At 70.3% G+C, this 22,782-nt stretch carries 20 protein-coding genes and 1 pseudogene; all 21 read left to right on the top strand.

What is annotated here, in order from left to right:
- The first annotated feature begins 13 nt into the window (after positions 1-13).
- The 21 genes and pseudogenes from FNH21_RS10525 to FNH21_RS10425 all read left to right on the top strand — a co-directional run bounded on the left by FNH21_RS10525 (position 14) and on the right by FNH21_RS10425 (position 22,721).
- Positions 14-391: a DUF3040 domain-containing protein gene (locus FNH21_RS10525; protein ID WP_152814960.1), complete on the top strand. Its 378-nt coding sequence runs from the start codon at positions 14-16 to the stop codon at positions 389-391.
- A 534-nt stretch (positions 392-925) separates the two neighbouring features.
- On the top strand, positions 926-1,357 hold the full coding sequence (gene mraZ, locus FNH21_RS10520; protein WP_152814957.1) for a division/cell wall cluster transcriptional repressor MraZ: 432 nt from the start codon (positions 926-928) through the stop codon (positions 1,355-1,357).
- A gap of 226 nt (positions 1,358-1,583) precedes the next feature.
- Positions 1,584-2,585 carry a 16S rRNA (cytosine(1402)-N(4))-methyltransferase RsmH gene (gene rsmH / locus FNH21_RS10515; RefSeq protein WP_152814952.1) on the top strand — a complete coding sequence of 334 codons (1,002 nt, stop codon included), beginning with the start codon at positions 1,584-1,586 and terminating at the stop codon, positions 2,583-2,585.
- Positions 2,582-3,268, top strand: a complete 687-nt coding sequence (gene ftsL, locus FNH21_RS10510) for a cell division protein FtsL (protein ID WP_152814948.1) — start codon at positions 2,582-2,584, stop codon at positions 3,266-3,268. The genes rsmH and ftsL overlap by 4 nt, the downstream gene beginning before the upstream one ends.
- A 66-nt stretch (positions 3,269-3,334) precedes the next feature.
- Complete coding sequence (locus FNH21_RS10505) at positions 3,335-5,137, top strand: peptidoglycan D,D-transpeptidase FtsI family protein (RefSeq protein WP_338403239.1); 1,803 nt, start codon at positions 3,335-3,337, stop codon at positions 5,135-5,137.
- A 57-nt stretch (positions 5,138-5,194) separates the two neighbouring features.
- Positions 5,195-6,793: a UDP-N-acetylmuramoyl-L-alanyl-D-glutamate--2,6-diaminopimelate ligase gene (locus FNH21_RS10500; protein WP_152814944.1), complete on the top strand. Its 1,599-nt coding sequence runs from the start codon at positions 5,195-5,197 to the stop codon at positions 6,791-6,793.
- A gap of 6 nt (positions 6,794-6,799) precedes the next feature.
- Positions 6,800-8,335, top strand: coding sequence for a UDP-N-acetylmuramoyl-tripeptide--D-alanyl-D-alanine ligase (locus FNH21_RS10495; protein WP_152814941.1), 1,536 nt, complete (start codon positions 6,800-6,802; stop codon positions 8,333-8,335).
- Positions 8,332-9,432 carry a phospho-N-acetylmuramoyl-pentapeptide-transferase gene (mraY, locus tag FNH21_RS10490; RefSeq protein WP_055772278.1) on the top strand — a complete coding sequence of 367 codons (1,101 nt, stop codon included), beginning with the start codon at positions 8,332-8,334 and terminating at the stop codon, positions 9,430-9,432. Before FNH21_RS10495 ends, mraY begins: the two co-directional genes overlap by 4 nt.
- Positions 9,429-11,006 carry a UDP-N-acetylmuramoyl-L-alanine--D-glutamate ligase gene (gene murD, locus FNH21_RS10485; RefSeq protein ID WP_241743153.1) on the top strand — a complete coding sequence of 526 codons (1,578 nt, stop codon included), beginning with the start codon at positions 9,429-9,431 and terminating at the stop codon, positions 11,004-11,006. Before mraY ends, murD begins: the two co-directional genes overlap by 4 nt.
- The gene (ftsW, locus tag FNH21_RS10480) at positions 11,007-12,509 is read left to right on the top strand and encodes a putative lipid II flippase FtsW (protein WP_152814935.1); all 1,503 of its coding nucleotides are present in this window, start codon (positions 11,007-11,009) and stop codon (positions 12,507-12,509) included.
- Positions 12,506-13,627, top strand: coding sequence for an undecaprenyldiphospho-muramoylpentapeptide beta-N-acetylglucosaminyltransferase (murG, locus tag FNH21_RS10475; protein WP_152814932.1), 1,122 nt, complete (start codon positions 12,506-12,508; stop codon positions 13,625-13,627). The genes ftsW and murG overlap by 4 nt, the downstream gene beginning before the upstream one ends.
- 275 nt (positions 13,628-13,902) lie before the next feature.
- Positions 13,903-15,267: a UDP-N-acetylmuramate--L-alanine ligase gene (gene murC / locus FNH21_RS10470; RefSeq protein ID WP_241743195.1), complete on the top strand. Its 1,365-nt coding sequence runs from the start codon at positions 13,903-13,905 to the stop codon at positions 15,265-15,267.
- On the top strand, positions 15,264-16,094 hold the full coding sequence (locus tag FNH21_RS10465) for a cell division protein FtsQ/DivIB (protein WP_152814926.1): 831 nt from the start codon (positions 15,264-15,266) through the stop codon (positions 16,092-16,094). Before murC ends, FNH21_RS10465 begins: the two co-directional genes overlap by 4 nt.
- 238 nt (positions 16,095-16,332) lie before the next feature.
- Complete coding sequence (ftsZ, locus tag FNH21_RS10460; protein ID WP_191931848.1) at positions 16,333-17,532, top strand: cell division protein FtsZ; 1,200 nt, start codon at positions 16,333-16,335, stop codon at positions 17,530-17,532.
- 3 nt (positions 17,533-17,535) lie between these two features.
- Positions 17,536-18,294 (top strand): laccase domain-containing protein, encoded by a 759-nt coding sequence (locus FNH21_RS10455; RefSeq protein ID WP_191931847.1) that lies wholly within the window; start codon positions 17,536-17,538, stop codon positions 18,292-18,294.
- On the top strand, positions 18,291-19,052 hold the full coding sequence (locus FNH21_RS10450) for a YggS family pyridoxal phosphate-dependent enzyme (RefSeq protein ID WP_152814923.1): 762 nt from the start codon (positions 18,291-18,293) through the stop codon (positions 19,050-19,052). Before FNH21_RS10455 ends, FNH21_RS10450 begins: the two co-directional genes overlap by 4 nt.
- Before the next feature lie 95 nt (positions 19,053-19,147).
- Entirely contained in the window at positions 19,148-19,669 is a 522-nt protein-coding gene (locus tag FNH21_RS10445; protein WP_152814920.1) for a cell division protein SepF, read from the top strand.
- A gap of 60 nt (positions 19,670-19,729) precedes the next feature.
- Positions 19,730-20,020 carry a YggT family protein gene (locus FNH21_RS10440; protein ID WP_191931846.1) on the top strand — a complete coding sequence of 97 codons (291 nt, stop codon included), beginning with the start codon at positions 19,730-19,732 and terminating at the stop codon, positions 20,018-20,020.
- A 146-nt stretch (positions 20,021-20,166) separates the two neighbouring features.
- Entirely contained in the window at positions 20,167-20,838 is a 672-nt protein-coding gene (locus FNH21_RS10435; RefSeq protein WP_152814916.1) for a DivIVA domain-containing protein, read from the top strand.
- Positions 20,839-21,130: 292 nt separating this feature from the next.
- Positions 21,131-21,574 (top strand): annotated as a pseudogene (gene lspA, locus FNH21_RS10430) (signal peptidase II); the annotation flags it as partial.
- Between the two features lie 211 nt (positions 21,575-21,785).
- Positions 21,786-22,721, top strand: coding sequence for an RluA family pseudouridine synthase (locus FNH21_RS10425; protein WP_338403238.1), 936 nt, complete (start codon positions 21,786-21,788; stop codon positions 22,719-22,721).
- The last annotated feature ends 61 nt before the right edge of the window (positions 22,722-22,782 follow it).

The raw sequence follows: 22,782 nt of genomic DNA, 5'->3' as shown, positions 1-22,782 counted from the left end.
CAAGGAGGCGGTCATGGCACTCTCGGAACACGAGCAGAGGTTGCTTGATCAGCTTGAACAGCAGTTGCACGCCGACGATCCCAAGTTCGCGCACTCGATGGCGTCGGACACCCGCAAGTCGATGTCGACCAGGCGCCTGGTCATCGGTTCGCTCATCACGATCGCAGGTATCCTCGTGCTGCTCGCGGGCATCGTGAACCAGAACATCCTCATCGGGGTGGCCGGCTTCCTGATCATGGGGGGCGGCGTCTACTTCGCGACGACCAAGTCGAAGCAGCTGGACCAGGGCCAGCCCGCGGGAAGGCCGACGAAGGCCCCGACCGGCGGGAAGAGCGGATTCATGGCGAGTCTCGAAGACAAGTGGGACGAGCGCAAGCGCGACCAGAGCTGACGCCCCTGCCGGGCCACCGATGGTGACCCCGACACGGCTTCACTGCACCGGTGCAGAACCAGGCAGCCACGAACGGACGAGGACCCGCTACGGCGGGTCCTCGGTCGTTAACGGCATCACCTGCAGGCGTGTGCATCGCCGCTTCCACCGCACTGCTGCATCACCCCGTCACCCCGTCACCCCGTCACCCCGTCACCCCGTGACCGCATGACCGCATCGCGGGCCGAAACGGTCTCCGGCGGGTCGTCGCGCGATCACCGCCGAGGGCACTCCGCTGCCGAGCGCACTGCTCCGCCGGCTCAGCGCCTCATCGTCTGCCTCCCTCCACCGTCGCGTCCCTCCACTTCACTCCCCGGTGCCACGCACGCCGGCCGCCCCCGTCATCGCGGGCCGGACGGACCCCCTCGGCGGGGCAATCCCGGGCGCGCCGCGTCCCGGATGCATTGACGGTGGAGAGTTGTGGAGTAAAGTGGGGAGCATAAGAGCAAGGCAGCATCGAGCTGGGCTTGGCGGACTCAGAACAGGCGGTCAGGGATGTTCCTCGGAACTCACACCCCCCGTCTCGACGAGAAGGGCAGGCTCATCCTCCCGGCGAAGTTCCGCGACGAACTGAGCGAGGGGCTGGTCCTGACCCGGGGCCAGGAACGGTGCATCTATGTGTTCAGTTCGAGTGAATTCGAGAGGGTTCACGAGCAGATGCGGGCGGCACCCATCTCGTCACGCCAGGCGAGGGACTACAACCGTATCTTCCTGTCAGGAGCCTCTGACGAGGTACCTGACAAGCAGGGCAGGATCACTATCCCGCCGGCCCTGCGGACATATGCCGGGCTCGATCGTGACCTCGCGGTCATCGGAGCAGGAAGCCGAGCAGAGATCTGGGCGGCGGATGCCTGGGACTCGTACCTGACGGAGAAGGAGACCGCCTTCTCCGAGACGGACGAGGACGCTTTCCCGGGCATCATCTGATCCACAGTGCAGGACATGCAGCACCAGCAGCACCCGACGCGAACGGTTTCACCTCTTGGATGAGATCTCCAGCCGCCGGACCAGGTACGACTCCTGGCTTCACTTCCCCGAAGCCAGGCGGAGACCGTCCGGCCGGATGGGGGTCTGATCCCAGAGATGGACCATCGCCCCACGCCTGCGGGGACACCGACACCACGAACGACGAACTGCAGGAGGGAGAGCGCGCATGGGCGAGAACCGGCCGACGGGCGAGCGACACGTCCCCGTCCTCCGGGACCGCTGCGTCTCCCTCCTTGCTCCCGCGGTCGAGGCAGCGGCAACTGCCGGACGCCGGCCGGTGGTCGTCGACGCAACCCTCGGCATGGGCGGGCACTCCGAGAGCATGCTCGAGCGATTCCCCTCCGCGCACCTCGTCGGGATCGACCGCGACACCGAGGCCCTCGGCCTCGCCGGGGAACGCCTGACGCGCTTCTCCGACCGCACCGACCTGGTCCACGCCGTCTACGACGATCTGCCCGACGTGCTCGAGGACCTCGGCATCGAGGGCGTGGACGGCGTCCTGTTCGATCTCGGCGTCTCCTCCCTGCAGCTGGACGAGCGCGACCGCGGATTCGCCTACTCCTACAACGCCCCCCTCGACATGCGCATGGACACGACCACGGGCATCACCGCCGCGGAGGTCGTGAACACCTACGCCGAGGCTGATCTGCTGCGCATCATCCGGACCTGGGGCGAGGAGAAGTTCGCGGGCCGCATCGCGACAGCGATCGTCCGGGCCCGTGCTGCGCGTCCCCTCGGCACCACGGCGGAGCTCGTGGAGGTCATTCGCGAGGTCGTCCCGGCCTCGGCTGCACGCACGGGGGGACATCCTGCCAAGCGGACGTTCCAGGCCCTGCGCATCGAGGTCAATGAGGAGCTCTCCGTCCTCGAGCGCGCCGTACCGGCCGCCGTCGCCTCGATCCATCTGAGGGGCCGCGTCGTCGCGATGTCCTACCACTCTTTGGAGGACAGGATCGTGAAGAGCGCCTTCACGGCCGGCACGAAGTCCTCCGCCCCTGTCGGATTCCCGGTGGAGCTCGAGGAACACAAGGCCTACCTCCGGTCCCTGACGCGTGGCACGGAAGCGCCCACGCCGGCGGAGATCGAGGAGAATCCCAGGGCGGCCTCGGCCAAACTGCGCGCTGTAGAACGAATCAAAGCCGGACCCGTCGACAGGACCAACGGATGAGCCAGACCCTGACTGTTGAGAAGCGACACGGCGCCGTGGCCTTCTCCGGCAACGGAGCACTCGCCGTCGCGCCGCGCCGACTGGCCGGTCTCTCCGACGGAGCGCCGTCGAGTGCGCGTCCGGACGCCACGCAGAAGGTGCGGACGCCGCTCTCCGTGGTGCCGGCGAGGCCCTCCCGCCGTCGCGTACCGTTCGCCGTCTTCAGTCTCCTCGTCCTCGCCGGAGCCCTGGCCGCGGTCCTCATGCTCAACATCTCCGTGTCGGGGACGCAGTACGAGCTCGTGCAGCTGCGCAGCCAGCAGGTGGCACTCAGCCAGCAGAACGAGGCGCTCGTCCTCGAGATCGAGAACAAGGAGGCGCCGCAGAATCTCGCCGCCGCCGCGACGAAACTCGGCATGGTGTCCTCCCCGACGTTCGGGACCATTGAGCTAGATTCGAAGAAGGTGACGGGGACTCCGGAACCTGCGAAGGAAGGCCCGAAGCCCGAGGTCCTGATCGCCGCTCCGGACCTCGTCACCGAGCAGCCCGCTCCCGTGGCTGTCGAGGCGCCGGTAGCCGTCGATCCGGCGCCCACGGGCGCCGGCGCAGCGGACGAGGCGGCGGACACGGCTGCGGAATCCGCGGCCGGCAGTACCGCCTCGGGCACCATCCCCGGTCCGGAGCAGGCAGGGTCCGACCGCTGACACGCGGTTCCTCCGCCGTCACCCGCTCCGCACGTACCGCCTGCACTGATCGACAAGGATTCCTCCGTGACCCCTGCACGCACCGGCAGCCCTGACAGCCTCCGACTGGTCCTCGGCTCGACCCGGCTCCGCGTGGGGCTGGCCTTCGTCCTCGTCCTCCTCATGGTGCTCGGTGTGCGGCTCTTCCAGCTGCAGGCACTCGATCTCGGCGGGATGGCCCAGGTGGGCCTGTCCAAGCGCCTGACGAACACGACCGTCGCCCCCGTCCGCGGCTCCATCGTCGACATGAACGGCAAGTACTTCGCCCGGAGCGTCGAACGCTACGACGTCGTGGTGGACCAGCGCCTCAGTGCGGTCGACGGGTTCGACCGCACCGTCCCCGATCCGGAGGACCCCGACAGCACGATCCGGATCGACGTGCCGATCGAGCAGGGGCTGCAGGAGCTGTCGGCGGTCCTCGGGATCGACGTCGAGACGCTCCGGGGATCGGTCCTCGGGGACAAGACCTTCAACTACATCGCGAAGTCGGTGACACCGGAGGTGAAGAACCGGGCTCTCGAGATCGGGATCCCCGGCGTCTATGCCGACAAGACGAGCGTCCGCACCTATCCGGCCGGATCGGTCGCCGGGTCGGTCATCGGGTTCGTGTCCGAGAACGGTGCACCCCAGGAGGGCCTGGAGTACTCGCTCAACGACGCACTGCAGGGCACCGCGGGCAGCCGCACGTTCGAGATCGGTGGGGACGGTATCCGCATCCCCTACGCGACCAATGAGGACGTGCCCGCGGTGGACGGCCAGAGCGTCCGCCTCACGATCGACCAGGACCTCCAGTGGTTCGCCCAGCAGACCATCGCGTCACAGGTCAAGGACTACAACGCCGAGTGGGGCAACATCGTCGTCGTCGAGACCGGCACCGGCGCCATCCGCGCCATGGCGGAATCCACCACACCCGATCCGAACGATCCCACGGCCACGCCGCCGGAGCAGCGGAGGCCGAACTCGGTCAGCGCCTCCTTCGAGCCGGGGTCCACGACGAAGGTCATCACGCTCGCCGGTGCCCTCGAGGAAGGACTGATCGAGCCCACGTCGAAGTTCACCCTCGAGAACCGCTACACGGTGGGGGACCAGACGTTCAAGGACGCCTGGGAGCACGGCACCGAGAAGCGTACGGCCGCCGGCGTCCTCGCTAAGTCGATGAACACGGGGACCGTGCAGATCGGCGAGAAGCTGACCAAGCAGGAGCGGTACGACTGGCTGAAGAAGTTCGGGATCGGGGAACCGCTCGGTACCGGCCTCAATGAGGAGAACCAGGGACTTCTCAGCACTCCGGAGAACTGGGACGACCGCCAGCAGTACACCGTCCTCTTCGGGCAGGGGCTCACGCAGACCGCGCTGCACACGGCGATGGTCTACCAGACGATCGCCAACGACGGCGTCCGGCTGAAGCCCCGCCTCATCGACGCCTACATCGACCCGGACGGCACGGAGCACGTGGTGCCGCAGGCCGAGGGTACCGAGGTGGTTTCGGAGAAGACGGCCGCCGAGATGCGGAAGATGCTCGAGACCGTCACCGAGGAGGGGTCAGGGAAGTCCGGCGAGCTCGAGCAGTACCGCGTGGGCGCCAAGACCGGCACGGCGGAGGCGCCCGGGGCGGGCGGCGGGTACGACGGCTACACTCTGTCCTACGCCGGGATCGCCCCGATCGAGGACCCGAAGTACGTCGTCGTCATCACGCTCCAGCGGCCCCAGGGTGACCTGTACTACCTGATCCCCGGGGAGTCCTTCCAGAAGGTCATGCAGCAGGCCCTCAATTCCGACAACGTCCCGGCCTCGACGACGAAGCCGGACATCTATCCGGTCGAATACTGACCCGGAGGCCACAGCACCGTGCAATCCACCACTCCGCAGGGAAGCGCCGCTTCCCTGATGCGTCCGCATGAACCGCGGCCGATCGACCTGGCAGCGGCCCTCGCAGCAGTCGGCCTGCCGGTCGGGCCCGGGACCGGGCTCCTGCCCACCGTCACGGGCATCACCCTCGATTCGCGCGCCGTCCTCCCCGGCGACGTCTACGCCGCCTTGCCCGGCGCCACCCGCCATGGGGCGGGTTTCGCAGGCCAGGCAGTGCTGGCGGGTGCCGTCGCGGTCCTCACGGACGGCGTCGGCCGGGAATTACTGGGCGACGGTGTCGCCGTGCCCGTCGTCGTCGTCCCCGACCCCCGGCGCGTGATCGGACCGCTGGCGCGCGTGATCTTCGGTGGCGATTCCGAGGACGACGGCGGGGCGCCGGCGCTGTTCGGCGTCACGGGGACGAACGGGAAGACCACCACCACCTACTTCGTCAACGCCCTCCTGGAGGCACTCGGCCGGTCGACCGGACTGATCGGCACCATCGAGATCCGTGCCGGCGGCGACGCCATCCCCAGCGCGCTCACCACGCCCGAGTCCCCGCAGGTGCACTCGCTGCTCGCCCTCATGCGGGAGCGCGGCATCGATGCGGCGTCGATGGAGGTCTCCTCGCACGCTTTGGAGTTCGGGCGTGTGGACGGCGTCGTGTTCGACGTCGCCGGGTTCACCAACCTGACGCAGGACCACCTGGACCTGCACGGCACGATGGAGGAGTACTTCGCCGTGAAGGCGGCCCTTTTCACGGCTGAGCGGTGCCGGACGGCGGTCGTCCTCATCGACGACGCGTGGGGCCGACGCCTCGCCGAGACCGCGGACGTGCCTGTCCTCACGGTACGTACGGACGGCAGCAGGAGCGGCGGTGACGGGTCCGTACCGCCGGCGGAAGCCGACTGGACGGTCACCGATGTCGAGCGGAGCGGCCTCGGCCACTCCTTCGCCCTGGCGGCTCGTGACGGGCGCCGTCTGCGCGTCCGCAGCGGGCTCCCCGGGTCCTTCAACATCTCCAACGCGGCCCTCGCGGCCGTCATGGTGCTGGCGGCCGGGGTGCCGGAGCACGACCTGCAGCATGCACTGGATGCCCACGACCCCTTCACCACCGAGGTACCCGGCCGCATGCAGCTCATCGCCGAGGAGCCGGCGTCGATCGTGGACTTCGCGCACAATCCCGACGCGCTCGAGCGGACACTGGCCTCGGTGCGCCGCCCCGGGGGCCGGGTCATCGCGGTCTTCGGCGCCACGGGACAGCGCGACGAGTCGAAGCGGCCCGTCATGGGCGCCGTGGGTGCGCGTCTCTCGGACGTCCTCATCATCACGGACGACGATCCGCACGACGAGGACGAGGCCGTCATCCGCCGCGCTGTCCGGGCCGGCGCGGACGCCGCCGTGACGGAGGAGGGTCTCGCCTGCGAGGTCCTCGAGGTCTTCCCCCGCGCCGACGCCATCGACCGCGCCGTCGCCCTGGCCACGGCGGGGGACACCGTGATCATCGCCGGCCGCGGCCACGAGGTGTGGCAGGAAGTGAAGGGCATCAACCTGTCCCTCGACGACCGCGTCGAACTGCGTTCCGCGTTGACAAGGCACGGATTCTCTGGGCTTTCCGCCGCCGGGATAGAGTCCTGAACCGTCATGATTGAATTCAGCGCAGCCGAGATCGCGGCACTCACGGGCGGGGTCCTGGTCGGTATCGACCAGGACGGTCCTGCCATCACCGTCACCTCCGCCGCCACCGATTCCCGCGAGTGCACGCCCGGTTCGCTCTTCGTGGCCAAGCCCGGAGAGGAGTCCGACGGGCACCTGTTCGTGGGAGCAGCCTTCGAGCGCGGTGCCGTGCTGACCCTCGCCGAGCGGGAGGTCGCGGCAGCCGACGGCGCGCCGTTCCCCGCCGTCGTCGTTCCCGACGCCGTCCTGGCGATGGGAGCCCTCACCGCCGAGTCGGTGCGGCGCCTCCGCGCGCATGGGGACATCACCGTCGTCGGCATCACCGGGTCCGCCGGGAAGACGACCACCAAGGACCTGCTCGCGGGGATCCTCGCGAGCATGGGCCCCACGGTGGCGCCCCGCGGCTCCTACAACGGCGAGGTGGGTGTTCCCCTCACCGTCTTCGAAGCGGACCTGGACACGCGCTTCCTCGTGATCGAGATGGGTGCCACGAAGCCGGGCCACATCGCCTACCTCGCGTCCCTCGTGCAGCCGGACATCGGCGTGGTCCTCGGCGTCGGGTCGGCGCACGCGGGAGAGTTCGGCGGCGTCGAGAACATCGCGAAGGCCAAGGGCGAGCTCTTCGAGGCGCTCACCGCCCAGGGCACCGCCATCATCAACGCGGATGACGAGCGCGTCCTCGCCATGCAGTCCCGCACGCCCGCCCGGCGCGCCTTCTTCACCTCCTCCGACGACTTCGCGTCGGACGGCAGCACGGTGGTCCGCGCGCGGAACAGCACGACGACGCCGGAGGGGAACCCCTCCTTCACGCTGCAGTTCCCCGACGGCAGCAAGCACGACATCGTGTCCCCGCTGCTCGGCCTGCACCACACGACCAACCTCCTGGCCGCCGCAGCGGTCGCGTTCGCCGTCGGCTGTGCGCCCGAAACGATCGCCTCGAGCCTCCGGACACAGGCGGCCGCGAGCCGCTGGCGCATGGAGCGCACGGAGCGCGCGGACGGCGTCACCGTGATCAACGACGCCTACAACGCGAACCCGGAGTCCATGCGCGCCGCCCTCCGCACCCTCGCCGAACTCGGCGGCGGGCGCAGGCGCACCTGGGCCGTCCTCGGCGAGATGCTCGAACTGGGGGACCGCTCCATCGAGGAGCACGACCTGCTCGGGCGGGTGGTCGTCCGGCTGAACATCTCGAAGCTCATCTGCGTGGGACCGAACACCAGGGCCCTCTTCAACGGGGCGGTGCTCGAAGGCTCCTGGGGGAGCGAGGCCGTCCATGTCGACGACGCGGACGCGGCCGAGCGCATGCTGGCCGCGGAACTCGAGCCCCGGGACATCGTCCTCTTAAAGTCCTCCAACGGCGCGGGCCTCCGGTTCCTCGGCGACCGGATCGCACGTGCCGTGGCCGACGCCTCGGTCTCGGCCGGTCCGGCGGCCACCGACGAGCGCGACGCCGCCGGGGCGACCGCCGACGCGAACCCCTTCGGAAAGGCCGACCAGCAGTGATCGCACTCCTCATCGGCTCGGCCTCCGCGCTGTTCTTCGCCTTCGTCGGCACCCCGCTCTTCATCAGGCTCCTGGTGCGGAAGGGCTACGGCCAGTTCATCCGCGACGACGGGCCGACGGCGCACCACACGAAGCGCGGCACCCCGACCATGGGTGGCGCGGTGATCGTCGGGTCCGTCCTGCTGGCCTATTTCCTGACGCACCTGATCATGATGGCGACCGGATCGCCCGTCGGCGGACCGAGCGCCTCCGGCCTCCTGCTGCTGTTCCTCGCCGCAGGCATGGGGCTCGTCGGATTCGCCGACGACTACATCAAGATCTCGAAGCAGCGCAGCCTGGGCCTCAGTGCCCCGGCGAAGATCATCGGCCAATCGGCGGTCGGCATCGTCTTCGGCGTCCTGGCCCTCGGGTTCCCCAACGAGCAGGGCCGCACGCCGGCGTCCACCGCGATCTCCTTCATCCGCGATCTTCCGATCGACCTGGCCTTCGCGGGGACGGTCGTGGGGGCGATCCTCTTCGTCATCTGGTCCAACCTCATCATCACGGGCGCCAGCAACGGCGTTAACCTCGCGGACGGCCTCGACGGCCTGGCCGCCGGGGCGTCGATCCTCGTCTTCGGCGCGTACATGCTGATCGGGATCTGGCAGAGCAACCAGAGCTGCGGTTCGCCCGGGGCGGGAAGCGTCTGCTACGAGGTCAGGGACCCCCTGGACCTCGCCCTGATCGCCGGAGCCATGTGCGGCGCGCTCGTCGGGTTCCTCTGGTGGAACACCTCGCCTGCGAAGATCTTCATGGGGGACACGGGGTCACTGGCCATCGGCGGTGCGATCGCCGGGTTCGCCATCCTCTCGCGGACCGAGCTGCTCCTGGTGATCCTGGCCGGTCTCTTCGTCATGATCACCCTGTCGGTCATCATCCAGGTGGGCTACTTCAAGCTCTCCGGCGGCAAGCGGGTCTTCAAGATGGCGCCCCTGCAGCACCACTTCGAACTCAAGGGCTGGGCCGAGGTCACCGTGGTGGTCCGCTTCTGGATCCTGGCCGGACTCTTCGTGGCCGTGGCACTCGGGATCTTCTACGCGGAATGGGTCGTGGGATGAGCGGGGCCGAGGGAACCACCGGCCGCGTGCTGGAGACCGATCGCGTCAGGGACCTGACCAGCTGGGACTCCGACTGGGCCGGCCTGCGCGTCGTCGTCGCCGGTATCGGGACATCCGGCTTCTCGGCGGCGGACACCCTGATCGAGCTCGGCGCGGCCGTCGTCGTCGTGGATGCCGGTGCGACCGCCGGGAACGAGGCGAAGGCCGACACCCTGCGCATCGTCGGAGCGCGTGAGGTGCTCCTCGGCGCCGAGCACGCGGAGGCGCTACCCCTCGTCGACGGCGAGCAGGCCGAGCTCGTGGTCACCTCGCCCGGATGGCGACCCACGCAGCCACTCCTCGCCGAGGCCGCAGCGGCGGGCATCCCCGTCTGGGGGGACGTCGAACTCGCCTGGCGCGTCCGGATCCGGGAGGGACGGCCGACGGCGGAATGGCTCACGATCACCGGTACCAACGGCAAGACGACGACGGTCGGCCTGACCGAGGCGATGCTCCTCGCCGGCGGGAAGCGGGCGGTCGCGGCCGGCAACGTGGGCACGCCGATCCTCGACGTCATCCGGGACCCGCAGGGCTACGACGTCCTCGCCGTCGAGCTGTCCAGCTTCCAGCTCCACTGGGCCCACTCGATCTCGCCGCTCGCGAGTGTCTGCCTCAACATCGCGGAGGACCACGTGGACTGGCACGGCAGCTACGAGGCCTACCTCGCCGCCAAGGCGTCCGTCTACGAGCGCACGCGTGTGGCCTGCGTGTACAACGTGGAGCAGCGGGAGACGGAGGCGATGGTCGAGGAGGCCGATGTCGTCGAAGGATGCCGCGCCGTGGGATTCACCACCGGCATGCCCTCGATCAGCATGATGGGGGTCGTCGAGGACCTCCTCGTCGACCGTGCCTTCATCGAACAGCGCAAGGACTCCGCAGCCGAGCTGGCGTCCGTGTCGGAACTCGGGGAGGTGGTCCCGCGCCACCTCGTCGCCAACGCCCTGGCCGCGGCTGCCCTGGTGCGCGCCGCCGGACTGCCGGCATCCGCGGTGCGGGACGGCATCCGGGCGTACCGACCCGGGGAGCACCGCATCCAGGTCGTCGCCAACGAGGACGGCGTGCTCTGGATCAACGACTCGAAGGCGACCAACCCGCACGCCGCCTCCGCCTCGCTGGCGTCCTTCCAGTCGGTCGTGTGGATCGCCGGCGGGTTGTCCAAGGGCGTCTCCTACGACGATCTCGTGATCCGCCACGCGGGGCGGCTGCGCGCCGTCGTCCTCGTGGGACAGGATCCGGCGCCCCTGCAGGGTGCCCTCGCCCGACACGCACCCGATGTTCCGGTGTCCCTCCATCCGAGCCTTCACACTGGACACGGGCACGACGGCGGCGGATCGAGCGATCCGGTCACCGGCGACGCCCTCATGCAGTGGGTCGTCTCCGAAGCAGCGGGGATGGCCCGTGACGGCGACACGGTGCTCCTAGCGCCGGCCGCCGCATCGATGGACCAGTTCTCCTCCTATGCGCACCGGGGGGCCGCCTTCATGGCAGCCGTCCGTGCACGTGGCGATCAGGGGACAACCGCGAAGGAGTCGTAGATGGTGACCACGCCAACCCGTGGAGGCGGACGCAAACCCTCCGCCCGGGCGGCCAGGCCCACGGACTCGGGACGACCGGACGCGGGACGACCGGGCACGTCGAACGCTCCGACGGGCGGCGCATCTGGTGGCGCAACCGGCAGCGCATCGGCTGGTCAGCGCGGCACGCGGGGCGGAGCGTCGTCCGGCCGCAGGTCCGTGACGGTTGCGCGGGCGAAGGCGGGGGCCTCCCTCGGGAAGGCCGCGACGGCGACTCCGGAGAACGACACGGAGGCGCACCAGGACCGCGGTGTCCGCGCGCGGCTCCGCCGCGGCTGGCGGTTCCTCGAGGGCTCCGACCGGGCGCCCTCCGGCTCCAGCTACTACCTGATCCTCGGCTCGGCCCTCGCACTGACCGCCATCGGTCTGCTCATGGTGCTCTCGGCGTCATCGGTCGAAGCGATCTCCGACGGCAAGGACTCGTTCGACCTCTTCCTCAAGCAGGCGGTCTGGGCGAGCGCAGGGCTCGTCCTGATGCTCGTGCTCTCCAGGCTCGGTCCCCGCGCCTACAAGGCACTGGCCTGGCCGAGCCTCGCCATCGCCGTCGTGCTGCTCGTGCTGGTGCTCGTCATCGGCGTCGAGATCAACGGCAACAAGAACTGGATCCAGATCGGCAGCCAGACCTTCCAGCCGTCCGAGCCGACGAAACTGGCCCTGGCCCTCTGGTTCGCCGCCGTCCTCGAGCGCAAGAAGGCCCTCATCCGGGACTGGAAGCACGCGATGATCCCGGCCATCCCGTTCGGCGGACTGCCGATCGGACTCGTCCTGATCGGTGGCGACCTCGGCACCGGCCTCGTCCTCATGATGATCGCCGGAGCCGCCCTCTTCTTCGCCGGCGCTCCACTGAAGCTCTTCACCCTCGCCGGGCTCGCCGCCCTCGCCGGTTCCCTGCTGATGGTCGCCACGAGTTCCAACCGCGGCGGGCGCATCAGCGCGTGGCTGCGGCTGAACTGCGACGACGGCGCGGACCTGTGCCTCCAGTCGGACAACGGGCTCTTCGCGATGGCGTCGGGCGGCTGGTTCGGCGTCGGGATCGGACAGAGCCGCCAGAAGTGGAACTGGATCCCTGAGGCCCACAACGACTTCATCTTCGCCATCATCGGCGAGGAGTTCGGTCTGCTCGGGACGCTCGTCGTCATCCTGCTCTTCGGGATCCTGGCGGTGGCCACCATCCGTGTGGCGCTGCGGTACACGGACCCGTTCGTGCGGATCCTCATGGCGTCGATCCTCGTGTGGCTGATCGGGCAGGCCTTCGTCAACATCGGGATGGTCACCGGCCTGCTGCCCGTCATCGGCGTGCCGCTGCCCTTCATCTCCTACGGCGGTTCGGCGCTCACCTTCACCCTGGCCGCCGTCGGCGTGCTGCTGTCCTTCGCCCGTAAGACCCCGCACCCACCGAACCCCGTCCCGGCGGGCAGCAGTCCCGCCGCCTCCACCGCCGGAAGAAGCCACGCACCTTCATGACACACCCCTCCACGCCCGGGCGCACGCTGTCCGTGGTCCTCGCCGGCGGTGGCACCGCCGGTCACATCAGCCCCCTGCTGGCCATCGCGGGCGCGATCGTCGACCAGCGGCCAGGGACCCGCATCACCGCTGTCGGGACCGAGGCCGGCATGGAGACGCGGCTCGTCCCGGCAGCCGGCTACACGCTCCGGACCATCGACCGCGTCCCTATGCCGCGCCGTCCCTCCATCGACCTCGTCAAGCTCCCGGTCCGCCTCGTGCGGGCGGTGCGGCAGGCGCGCGCCATCGTCGCGGAGGCCGGAGCCGACGTCGTCGTCGGGGTGGGTGGCTACGTCTCCACCCCCGTCTACCTCGCGGCCTGGTCACGGCGCGTCCCGGTGGTCATCCACGAGGCGAACGCGCGGCCCGGCATCGCCAACCGGGTGGGCGCCCGGATCGCGGCAACGGTCGCGGTCGCCTTCGAGGGAACGGGACTGGCCGACGCCGTGCTGGTCGGCATGCCGATGCGGCGCAGCATCGCCGATCTGGACCGCGCAGCGGAACGGGGGTCCGCCCGCGCCTCGCTCGGTCTCGATCCGGACCGGCCCACCCTCATCGTCACCGGCGGTTCGTCGGGCGCCGCGAGCGTCAACCGTGCAGTGGCCGGCGCCGTGCCGGCCCTCGTCGCAGCGGGCGTGCAGGTCCTCCACATCACGGGCCGCGGCAAGCCGGTCCTCGACGGCGACGGTTCCCGGCTGACGCTCGAGGGCTATCACCAGGTCGAGTTCGTCGACGGGATGGAGCGCGTGTACGCGGCCGCCGACCTCCTGGTCGCACGCGCCGGGGCCGCCACGGTCAGCGAGGTCAGTGCCGTCGGCGTCCCGGCCGTCCTGGTACCCCTTCCGCACGGCAACGGTGAGCAGCGGCTCAATGCGGCGGGGCTGGTCGAGGCCGGCGGCGCCCTGCTCGTCGAGGATGCCGACCTCGGCCCGGACTGGATCCGCCGGGAGGCGCTCCCGCTCCTGGCGGATCCCGCGCGGCTCGCCACGATGTCGGCCGCCTCCCGCGCCCAGGGTGTCCGTGACGGTGACCGGCGGATGGCCGGGCTCGTCCTCGCGGCAGCGGAGGACAAACGATGACGCGGGATCCGCACCGGCCCGGAACGACGGCGGGACAGCACAGCAGCCCTGACAGCATCCCGCCCGCGGGCGGCGCACCGGAAGGATCCGGCATCAGCACGGACGACACCACAGCTTCGACGGAACCGACAGCACCGACAGCACCGACGGGACCGACGGCATCATCGCCCGAGGACGCGGGACAGGGCGGCGCCCCTGCGCCGGTCGTGGCCGCTCCCCGGCCCGTCGGGGGGCTGCAGGAGCCCGTGCACTTCATCGGGATCGGGGGCGCCGGGATGTCCGCCGTCGCCCGTGTCCTCCTCGGCCAGGGGGTTCGCGTCTCCGGTTCGGATGCCGCCGAGTCGAAGGGCCTGCGCGCCCTCGCCGCGCTCGGCGCCGTCGTCCACGTGGGCCACGAGGCTGCGGCTGTACCGGACCGGGGGACCGTGGTGGTGTCCTCGGCGATCCGTGCGACCAACCCCGAACTCCAGGAGGCGCGCCGGCGGGGACTGCCCGTCATCCACCGCTCCGAGGCACTCGCCGCGGCGATGGCCGGCCAACGGGTCGTGGCGGTGGCCGGCACGCACGGCAAGACGACGACGACGGCCATGATCACGGTGCTCCTCCGGCAGGCCGGGCTCGCACCCTCCTTCGCCATCGGGGGCGATGTCGCAGCCCTGGGCGTGAATGCCGCATGGGCCGGCGGGGACGTGTTCGTGGCGGAAGCCGACGAGTCGGACGGCTCGTTCCTGAACTACGACCCGAGTATCGCGGTCGTGACCAACGCGGAGGCCGACCATCTCGACCACTACGGCACGGCCGAGGCGGTCCAGGAGGCATTCCGCCGGTTCGCGGGGAGGGTGTCCGAGGACGGACTGCTCGTCGCCTGCGCCGACGACCCGGGATCGGCAGCGCTGGCCGCAGCCGTCCCGACCAGGCGGCGCGTCCGCACCTACGGCTACGCCGGGACGGCGGACATCAGGATCAGCGACACGAGGGCGCTCGGCAGCACGACGAACAGCGTCCTCTCCTTCGCCGTGGACGGCCTCGACGCGCAGCAGGAGCTCCAGCTCGGCGTGCCGGGCCGGCACAACATCCTCAACGCCGCGGCCGCCTTCACGGTGGCCCTGGAACTGGGTGTCGACCCGGCCGTCGCGGCGGCCGGGCTGTCCCTCTTCTCCGGTGCGGCCCGCCGTTTCGAGGCCCGTGGTGAGGGCGACGGCGTCCGGGTGTTCGACGACTACGCGCACCACCCCACGGAGGTGCACGCGGCCCTCACGGCGGCCCGCACCGTCGCGGGGGAGCGGCGCGTGCACGTCCTGTTCCAGCCGCACCTCTTCTCGCGGACCCGCGAGTTCGCCGCCGGTTTCGCCGATGCCCTCTCGCTGGCCGACACGACGACGGTCCTGCCCGTCTACGCCGCGCGCGAGGACCCGGTGGACGACGTCGGCGGGTGGACCATCACGGAGCGCATGATCGGAGCGGAGGCCGCCTATGTCGCCGATCCGGAGGAGGCGCTCCGGACCGTCGTCGGCCGGGCGGCGGAGGGCGACCTCGTCCTGACCATCGGGGCCGGGGACGTCACGCAGTACGGCGTGCGGCTCGTGGGCCTCCTGCGGGACCGTGCTGCTGCGGCGGGATCCGGTGGGGTGTCCGGATGAAGCCCCGTAAGCCCACGGTCGCGAGAGTCACCACGCCCTCCGGTGGCAGCCCGTCCGGACGGGCACGGGTCTCCCTGCTCGAGAAGCCTGACGGCGCGCTCCCGGCGGGGAAGGTGCTCGACTTCCCGGCGCCGCGCCACTCGCACCGGCTGCGCAATGTCATCCTGGCCGTCACGGCGGCCGTCCTCGTCCTCGGCGGGATCGTCGCCTACGTCGTGTTCTCGCCGGCACTGGCGCTCAGGACCGTTGTGGTGGAGGGCAACACGCTGGTGTCGACGGAGGAGATCCACGCAGCGCTCGCCCCGCTCTCGGGGACGTCCCTGACGCAGATCTCGCCCGACCAGGTGCGGGCGCTGCTCGAGGACAAGGCGCCGATCGATGACGTCAGGATCGCGGCCGAGCCGCCGTCCACCCTCGTCGTGACGGTGCGGGAGCGGGTTCCCGTCGCGGTGCTGCAGAACGGTGCGGACGTCGTGCTCATCGACGCGGAGGGCCGCCAGCTCGCGAGCGTGGCCGATCGTGCCCAGGTGAAGCTCCCGCTGATCGACGGCGGGACGAACGCGGTCAACTCCGAGGTGTTCTCCTCGATCACCGCAGTCCTCGCGGAGCTCCCGGTGTCGGTCCTCTCGCGACTGAACAGCGCCTCCGCGGCCAGCGTCGACTCGATCAGGCTCTCCCTGACGGGGGACCAGCGCATCTTCTGGGGCAGCTCGGAGCGCAGCGCCGAGAAGGCCGAGGTGCTGGAGGCCATGCTGGCGATGCCCGCGAGCGATCCGCCCGTGAAGGAGTTCGACGTCAGCACCCCGGACCGGCCGGTCACGCGGTGACGGGTCCGGTGAGTGCGGAAGCGGACCGCGCCGCGGGCTGCTCCGGACACGGCGACACGCCCGACACGCGGAGGCCGATGGTTGCAACGCGTTGCGCATGCACTAGCGTCGTTCATAGAAGTTACTTGACATAACGTTAACTCTCAACCTGAACGTTAACGTTGTCTCGGGTGAAGGTCGAAGCCGGATCAACGGCAGCCCCCGTACAGCACACAGATTCGAACAAGGGACACAGGACGTGGCAGCACCTCAGAATTACTTGGCCGTCATCAAGGTCGTCGGTATCGGCGGCGGCGGCGTCAACGCCGTCAACCGGATGATCGAGGTCGGGCTCCGCGGCGTGGAGTTCATCGCCATCAACACGGATGCCCAGGCGCTGCTCATGAGCGACGCGGACGTCAAGCTCGACGTCGGACGCGAACTGACGCGCGGGCTCGGCGCCGGAGCGGATCCCGAGGTGGGCCGCCGTGCCGCCGAGGACCACTCCGAGGAGATCGAGGAGGTGCTCCGCGGGGCCGACATGGTGTTCGTCACCGCGGGCGAGGGTGGCGGGACCGGAACCGGTGGAGCACCGGTCGTCGCGCGCATCGCGCGCTCGCTCGGCGCCCTGACCATCGGCGTGGTCACGCGCCCCTTCACCTTCGAGGGCCGGCGTCGTTCGAACCAGGCCGAGAGCGGCATCGATACCCTCCGCGAGGAGGTCGACACCCTGATCGTCATCCCGAACGATCGCCTGCTCTCCATCAGCGACCGCAACGTGTCGATGCTCGACGCGTTCCGCTCCGCCGACCAGGTGCTCCTCTCGGGTGTCCAGGGCATCACCGACCTCATCACGACGCCGGGCCTGATCAACCTCGACTTCGCGGACGTGAAGTCCGTGATGCAGGGTGCCGGCTCGGCGCTCATGGGCATCGGCTCCGCCCGTGGCGAGGACCGCGCCGTCAAGGCAGCGGAGCTCGCCATCGCATCGCCGCTGCTCGAGGCATCGATCGACGGCGCACACGGCGTGCTGCTCTCCATCCAGGGTGGATCGGACCTCGGCCTGTTCGAGATCAACGAGGCCGCACGCCTCGTCCAGGAGGTCGCGCACCCCGAGGCGAACATCATCTTCGGTGCCGTGATCGACGACGCCCTCGGCGACGAGGCGCGCGTGACCGTCATCGCCGCCGGCTTCGACCAGGTGGACGCCACGTCCCAGCCCGCTCCCGCCTCCGTGCCGTCCTCGCGGCCGGCATCGGCGCCGAGCGTCGGCGGTGATGCGCAGCGCACGTCCGGTGCAGCGACCGCGGGCCTCGGTGCCTGGTCGCAGCAGCGCGCCCAGAACGTGCAGGCCGTCCCGGCCGATTCCGGTTTCGACGTCGATCTCCCGGCGATCGTCGAGCCCGATCTCTCCGCAGGCCGTTCCGACGACCTCGACGTCCCCGACTTCCTCAAGTAGTCCGTGGACAGAACCGTCGATCCCGGCCGGACCTCCCCGTTCCACTGGAACGAGGAGGTCCGGCCGGGGTTGCGGGTGGCCTTCACCGCGGTGGCGGCCGGGAATCTCGCGCTGCACGTCGGTGACGACCCCGATGCCGTCCGGCAGAGCCGGCGCCGCCTCGAGGCCGCGCTGGGGATCCGGGCGGAATCACTGCGCTTCATGAGCCAGACGCACTCCGACCGGGTGGCGCTGCTCGGGGCGTCGGACAGGGCCGGGCGCGTGCCGCCGGACGCGGACGCCATGGTCTCCGCGACGGGCTCCGAGCCCCTCGCGGTCCTCGTGGCCGACTGCGTCCCGATCGTCCTGGCGGACGCGGACCCCGACGACGGCGGCACCGGTGCAACCGCCGTCGTCCACGCCGGCCGTGCAGGTGTCGCGAACGGCATCGTCGTGAAGGCGGTCGGGGAGCTGCGGCGCCGCGGCGCCGGGACGATCACCGCCTGGATCGGCCCGTCGGTCTGCGGATCCTGCTACGAGGTGCCCGACGCCATGATGATCGAGCTCGCGCGGGAGATTCCCGTGGCTGCGTCCCGCACCCCCGCGGGGACGGCCGCGCTGGATCTTCCCGCCGCGGTCCGGCACCAGCTCGCCCAGGGGGGCGTCACCGTCGAGGAGCTGCGGGGTGCCGCGTCGTCCTGTACGCAGGAGAACACGGCGCTGTTCTCGCACCGGCGTGAGCCGGGGGCCGGTCGTCTCGCCGGGCTGGTCTGGCGCCCATGACCGGCGCCGGACAGGAGGGGGGCCGCGGATCCGCCCGCGCCCAGGACCTCGAGCAGCGTCTCGCCGCCGTTCGTGCGAGGATCGGAGCTGCCTCCGCGGCAGTCCGGCGCGAGGAGCCGCGACTGATCGTCGTCACCAAGTACTTCCCCGCCTCCGACGTACGGATCCTCGCCGGGTTCGGCGTCACCGACGTCGGTGAGAACCGGGACCAGGAGGCGGCCGCCAAGGCGGAGGAGCTCGAGGAGCTCCCGCTCACCTGGCACTTCATCGGACAGCTGCAGACCAACAAGGCCAGGTCAGCCGTCCGCTACGCCCACAGCGTCCACTCGGTGGACCGGACCTCACTCGTCACGGCCCTCGGCAAGGCCGTCCGGACGGAGCAGGAGCGCCGGGCGGAGGCGGGGGCCGCGCCGCGGTCGGACCTCGAGTGCTTCCTGCAGTTCACCCTCGAGCCGGACGCCGGACCCGGGGGCAGGGGAGGGGCGCTCCCGGCCGACGCGCACGCGCTGGCGGAGGCCGTCACCGCAGCCGACGGTCTCCGCCTGGCGGGTGTCATGGCCGTCGCCCCGCTGGGCGCATCGGCGCCCGAGGCCTTCGCCCGCCTGCTGGAGATCTCGGCGTCGGTCCGTGCGGTCGACCCTGCGGCGACCGCCGTCTCCGCGGGCATGAGCGGTGATCTCGAGGACGCCGTCGCTGCGGGAGCGACACACCTGAGGATTGGTTCTGATGTCCTCGGTCCGCGTCCGGGCGTGGGGTAGCGTTCCAGCTAGAACGGCGGAATAACAGGCGTCCGGGCCCGTGTGCGACGGACCCCCGGAGCCGCACCTCATCCACTCTCATGACAGGAGCCACCATGGCCGGCGCACTGCGCAAGACGATGATCTACCTTGGGCTCGCCGATGGTGACGAGCACTACGAGCCCGAAACGAAGAATGCGCAGAGCAGGAACGAGGACTACACAGTGGACTACGACCGCGACGAACGACGCCTCGAGCCGGCTCCGGCCGTGAGCCGCGTGGCTCCTGCGGAGGAGTACCGTGCTCCCGTGACCCCGATCAAGCGCGCGCCCTCCTCACGCGAGGACTCCGCCGCCCTGCGGCAGATCACCACGATCCACCCCCGGTCCTACAACGATGCCAAGCTCATCGGCGAGAGTTTCCGCGACGGCATCCCGGTCATCATGAACGTGACGGACATGGGGGAGGCCGACGCCAAGCGCCTCGTCGACTTCTCCGCCGGGCTGGTCTTCGGCCTCCACGGCAGCATCGAGCGGGTCACCAATAAGGTGTTCCTGCTGTCGCCGTCGTATATTGAAGTCCTGGGCGAGGATCTGAAGGCAAGCGAAGCGCAGACCAGCTTCTTCAACCAGAGCTGAGCCCGGCGGCCGTGACGGTCGCACGAGACCCATCACGGCCCGAAGGACTGGAACAGCCCTGTGAGTTTGGTATTCGCCCTGATCTACCTGGTACTGATGCTGTTCCAGCTCGCCCTGATCCTGCGGATCGTCTACGACGCCGTGCAGGGCTTCGCGCGGGACTGGCGACCCCAGAAACTGGCGCTCGTGCTCGCCTCCGGCGTGTACTCGGTGACCGATCCGCCCATCAAGGCGCTGCGCCGACTCATCCCCCCGCTCCGGCTGGGTGGCGTGCAGCTCGACCTCGCATTCCTGGTGCTCTTCATCCTCGTCCTGATCCTGATGTCCGTGTCCAGGAGCCTTGCCGGATAGCGTCGAGTCCGTTTCGTGATGGACTTGCCGACCGGATACGCTGGTCCACAGTTCGACGCGAGCCCCGCCGGTCGCGTCCGCAATCCGGTACCGCAGCACTGTCCGCCTCTTCGGCGGGCCGGCATCTATCAGTATGAGGTGACCCCATGGCTCTGACGCCAGATGACGTTGTCAACAAGAGGTTCCAGCCCACCAAGTTCCGCGAGGGCTACGACCAGGACGAGGTCGACGACTTCCTCGACGAGATCGTCGTCGAACTCCGCCGCCTGAACCAGGAGAACGAGGACCTGCGTCGCAAGCTCGCGGACGGCTCGTCGGACACCCCGCAGGCCACGACCGTACCGGCTCCCGTCGCCGCGAGCTCGCACACCGAGGACGCCGCAGCCGAGGACACGACGCCGGACACCGTCCCCGCCGAGATCGCCGCGGACGTTGAGGAGCCCAATCCCGCTCCTGCCCCGGCGGCGCCCGCCGCGGCAGCACCCGCTGCATCGACCGCCAGCGCCGAGTCCGCCGCGGGCGTCCTCGCCATGGCGCAGCGCCTCCACGACGAGTACGTGAACGCCGGCGTGGAGCAGCGCGACAAGATCATCGCCGAGGCCCAGATCGAAGCCAGCGGGCTCGTCAACGATGCGCAGGAGAAGAGCCGCAAGACGCTCGGGGATCTCGAGCAGCAGAAGACGGTGCTCGAGCGCAAGGTCGAGCAGCTGCGCGGCTTCGAGCGCGACTACCGTGCACGCCTCAAGGCCTACATCGAGGGCCAGCTCCGCGATCTCGACTCCCGCGGATCGCTGGCGTCGGACGCTCCGGCCTCCTAGCAGGACCGTCGGCCCGATGGCGGGCCGCCAGGTGAAGGGCCGGTTGCCGGGGCATGGACCCCGGGAGCCGGCCCTTCGCCGTTCGGGCCGCCGACCCAGGTGGCCGTCGTCGCACCTAACCCCTGGATGGACCGTGAACGAGCACCAGCCGATCGACCCCGCTGCCGAGACGACACCCCCCGGGGAGCGCGGCGCGGCGGGGCAGCACGGAGCCGAGCAGGGCTCCGACTCCCGCCACGGACGGCGCGTCCCGTGGCACTACGGCGTCGTGATGCTGCTGTGCACGCTGGTGGCCTACACGTTCGATCAGCTCACCAAGTGGTGGGTCGTCTCGACGATGAGCGAGGGCCAGGTGACCCCCGTGATCCCGCCGGTCCTCTCCTGGCGCTTCATCCGCAATCCCGGCGCGGCGTTCTCGATCGGCACCGACTACACCTGGGTGTTCACCATCATCATGGTGGTCGTCGCGACGGCCATCGTCCTCCAGGTCCGCAAGGTCGCCTCGTGGGGCTGGTCGGTGGCCCTGGGGCTGGTCCTCGGCGGAGCGCTCGGCAACCTGACCGACCGGCTCTTCCGTGAACCGTCCTTCGGGCAGGGGCACGTCGTCGACTTCATCGCCCTGCCGAACTTCGCCATCTTCAACATCGCGGACTCCGCCGTGGTCAGCGGCGTGGTGCTGATCTGCCTCCTGACGCTGCGCGGCATCGGCATGGACGGTCGCCGCACCTCCGACGACGCCCCGGACTCCCCGGATGCCTCGAATGCCCAGAACGCTCCCGCTGGCGCGGCCACCGCCGGATCGGCGCACTCGACAGACCCGGTCACGACCCCGGGCACGACGCCGGGTCCGACCCCGGGCACGACTCCAGGTCCGACCCCGGAGGCGACGTCGGGCGCGACGACGGCCGGCACCACCCCGCAGGACACCGACGACGACGGCGCCGGCCGTGGCCGCTGAGCACCGCGACGTCGTCGTGCCGGCCGCCGAGGCCGGCGCCCGCGCCGATGCCGCCCTGGCCAGGCTCCTCGACGTCTCCCGTTCCGCCGTCGCGCAGTGGTCCGCCGACGGTCGCATCCTGCGCGGAGGAGTGCGGCTGGCGAAGTCGGACCGCGTGCACGAGGGCGACGTCGTGGCGGTCGACCTCCCTGATCCGGACGATCGCCACCGGATCATCCCCGAGGCCGTGGACGGCATGGGGATCCTGCTCGACGACGAGGATTTCGTGGTCGTCGACAAGCCCGTCGGCGTGGCCGCGCACCCATCGCCGGGTTGGGTGGGGCCGACGGTCGTCGGGGCGCTGGCTGCTGCCGGGTACCGCATCTCGACCTCGGGTGCTCCCGAGCGCGTCGGGATCGTCCACCGGCTCGACGTCGGGACCTCGGGCGCCATGGTCGTCGCCAAGACGGAACCCGCCTACACCGCCCTGAAGCGCGCCTTCAAGGAGCGCACGGTGGAGAAGGTCTATCACGCCGTGGTCCAGGGCCTGCCGGAACCGCTCAAGGGCACGATCGACGCGCCCATCGGTCGCCACCCGCACCACGAGTGGCGCTTCGCGGTGATGGAGGACGGTCGGGACTCGGTGACGCACTACGAGGTGCTCGAGGCGTTCGGCAGGGCGAGCCTCGTGGAGGTGCATCTCGAGACCGGGCGGACGCATCAGATCCGCGTGCACTTCTCGGCCCTGCGGCACCCCTGCGCGGGAGACCTGACCTACGGTGCGGACCCTCGCCTGGCCGCGGAGCTGGGCCTCACCCGGCAGTGGCTGCACGCGCACCGGCTCGGGTTCGCGCATCCGAGGACCGGGGAGCCGGTCCTCGTCACGAGTCCCTATCCGGTGGACCTGGACTACGCCCTGACGGCGCTGCAGGACGGCCTGGTGTGACAGGCCAGGACGGCGGCGTGTCAGGCCGGAACGGCGCGGCGTGACACGCCGGGACGGCGCG

The sequence above is a fragment of the Arthrobacter bussei genome (assembly GCF_009377195.2).
In the GTDB taxonomy this organism is placed as follows: Bacteria; Actinomycetota; Actinomycetes; order Actinomycetales; family Micrococcaceae; genus Arthrobacter_D; species Arthrobacter_D bussei.
This window is presented reverse-complemented; position numbering and strand designations above follow the sequence as displayed.

Bases quoted from the DNA above. Each gene is read 5' to 3' on its own strand.
- FNH21_RS10465 (WP_152814926.1), top strand. From the start codon at position 15,264: ATGAAGCCCCGTAAGCCCACGGTCGCGAGAGTCACCACGCCCTCCGGT.
- FNH21_RS10525 (WP_152814960.1), top strand. From the start codon at position 14: ATGGCACTCTCGGAACACGAGCAGAGGTTGCTTGATCAGCTTGAACAG.
- FNH21_RS10495 (WP_152814941.1), top strand. From the start codon at position 6,800: ATGATTGAATTCAGCGCAGCCGAGATCGCGGCACTCACGGGCGGGGTC.
- mraZ (WP_152814957.1), top strand. From the start codon at position 926: ATGTTCCTCGGAACTCACACCCCCCGTCTCGACGAGAAGGGCAGGCTC.
- murG (WP_152814932.1), top strand. From the start codon at position 12,506: ATGACACACCCCTCCACGCCCGGGCGCACGCTGTCCGTGGTCCTCGCC.
- murD (WP_241743153.1), top strand. From the start codon at position 9,429: ATGAGCGGGGCCGAGGGAACCACCGGCCGCGTGCTGGAGACCGATCGC.
- FNH21_RS10500 (WP_152814944.1), top strand. From the start codon at position 5,195: ATGCGTCCGCATGAACCGCGGCCGATCGACCTGGCAGCGGCCCTCGCA.
- ftsW (WP_152814935.1), top strand. From the start codon at position 11,007: ATGGTGACCACGCCAACCCGTGGAGGCGGACGCAAACCCTCCGCCCGG.
- ftsL (WP_152814948.1), top strand. From the start codon at position 2,582: ATGAGCCAGACCCTGACTGTTGAGAAGCGACACGGCGCCGTGGCCTTC.
- murC (WP_241743195.1), top strand. From the start codon at position 13,903: ATGTCCGCCGTCGCCCGTGTCCTCCTCGGCCAGGGGGTTCGCGTCTCC.
- FNH21_RS10435 (WP_152814916.1), top strand. From the start codon at position 20,167: ATGGCTCTGACGCCAGATGACGTTGTCAACAAGAGGTTCCAGCCCACC.
- FNH21_RS10450 (WP_152814923.1), top strand. From the start codon at position 18,291: ATGACCGGCGCCGGACAGGAGGGGGGCCGCGGATCCGCCCGCGCCCAG.
- rsmH (WP_152814952.1), top strand. From the start codon at position 1,584: ATGGGCGAGAACCGGCCGACGGGCGAGCGACACGTCCCCGTCCTCCGG.
- FNH21_RS10445 (WP_152814920.1), top strand. From the start codon at position 19,148: ATGGCCGGCGCACTGCGCAAGACGATGATCTACCTTGGGCTCGCCGAT.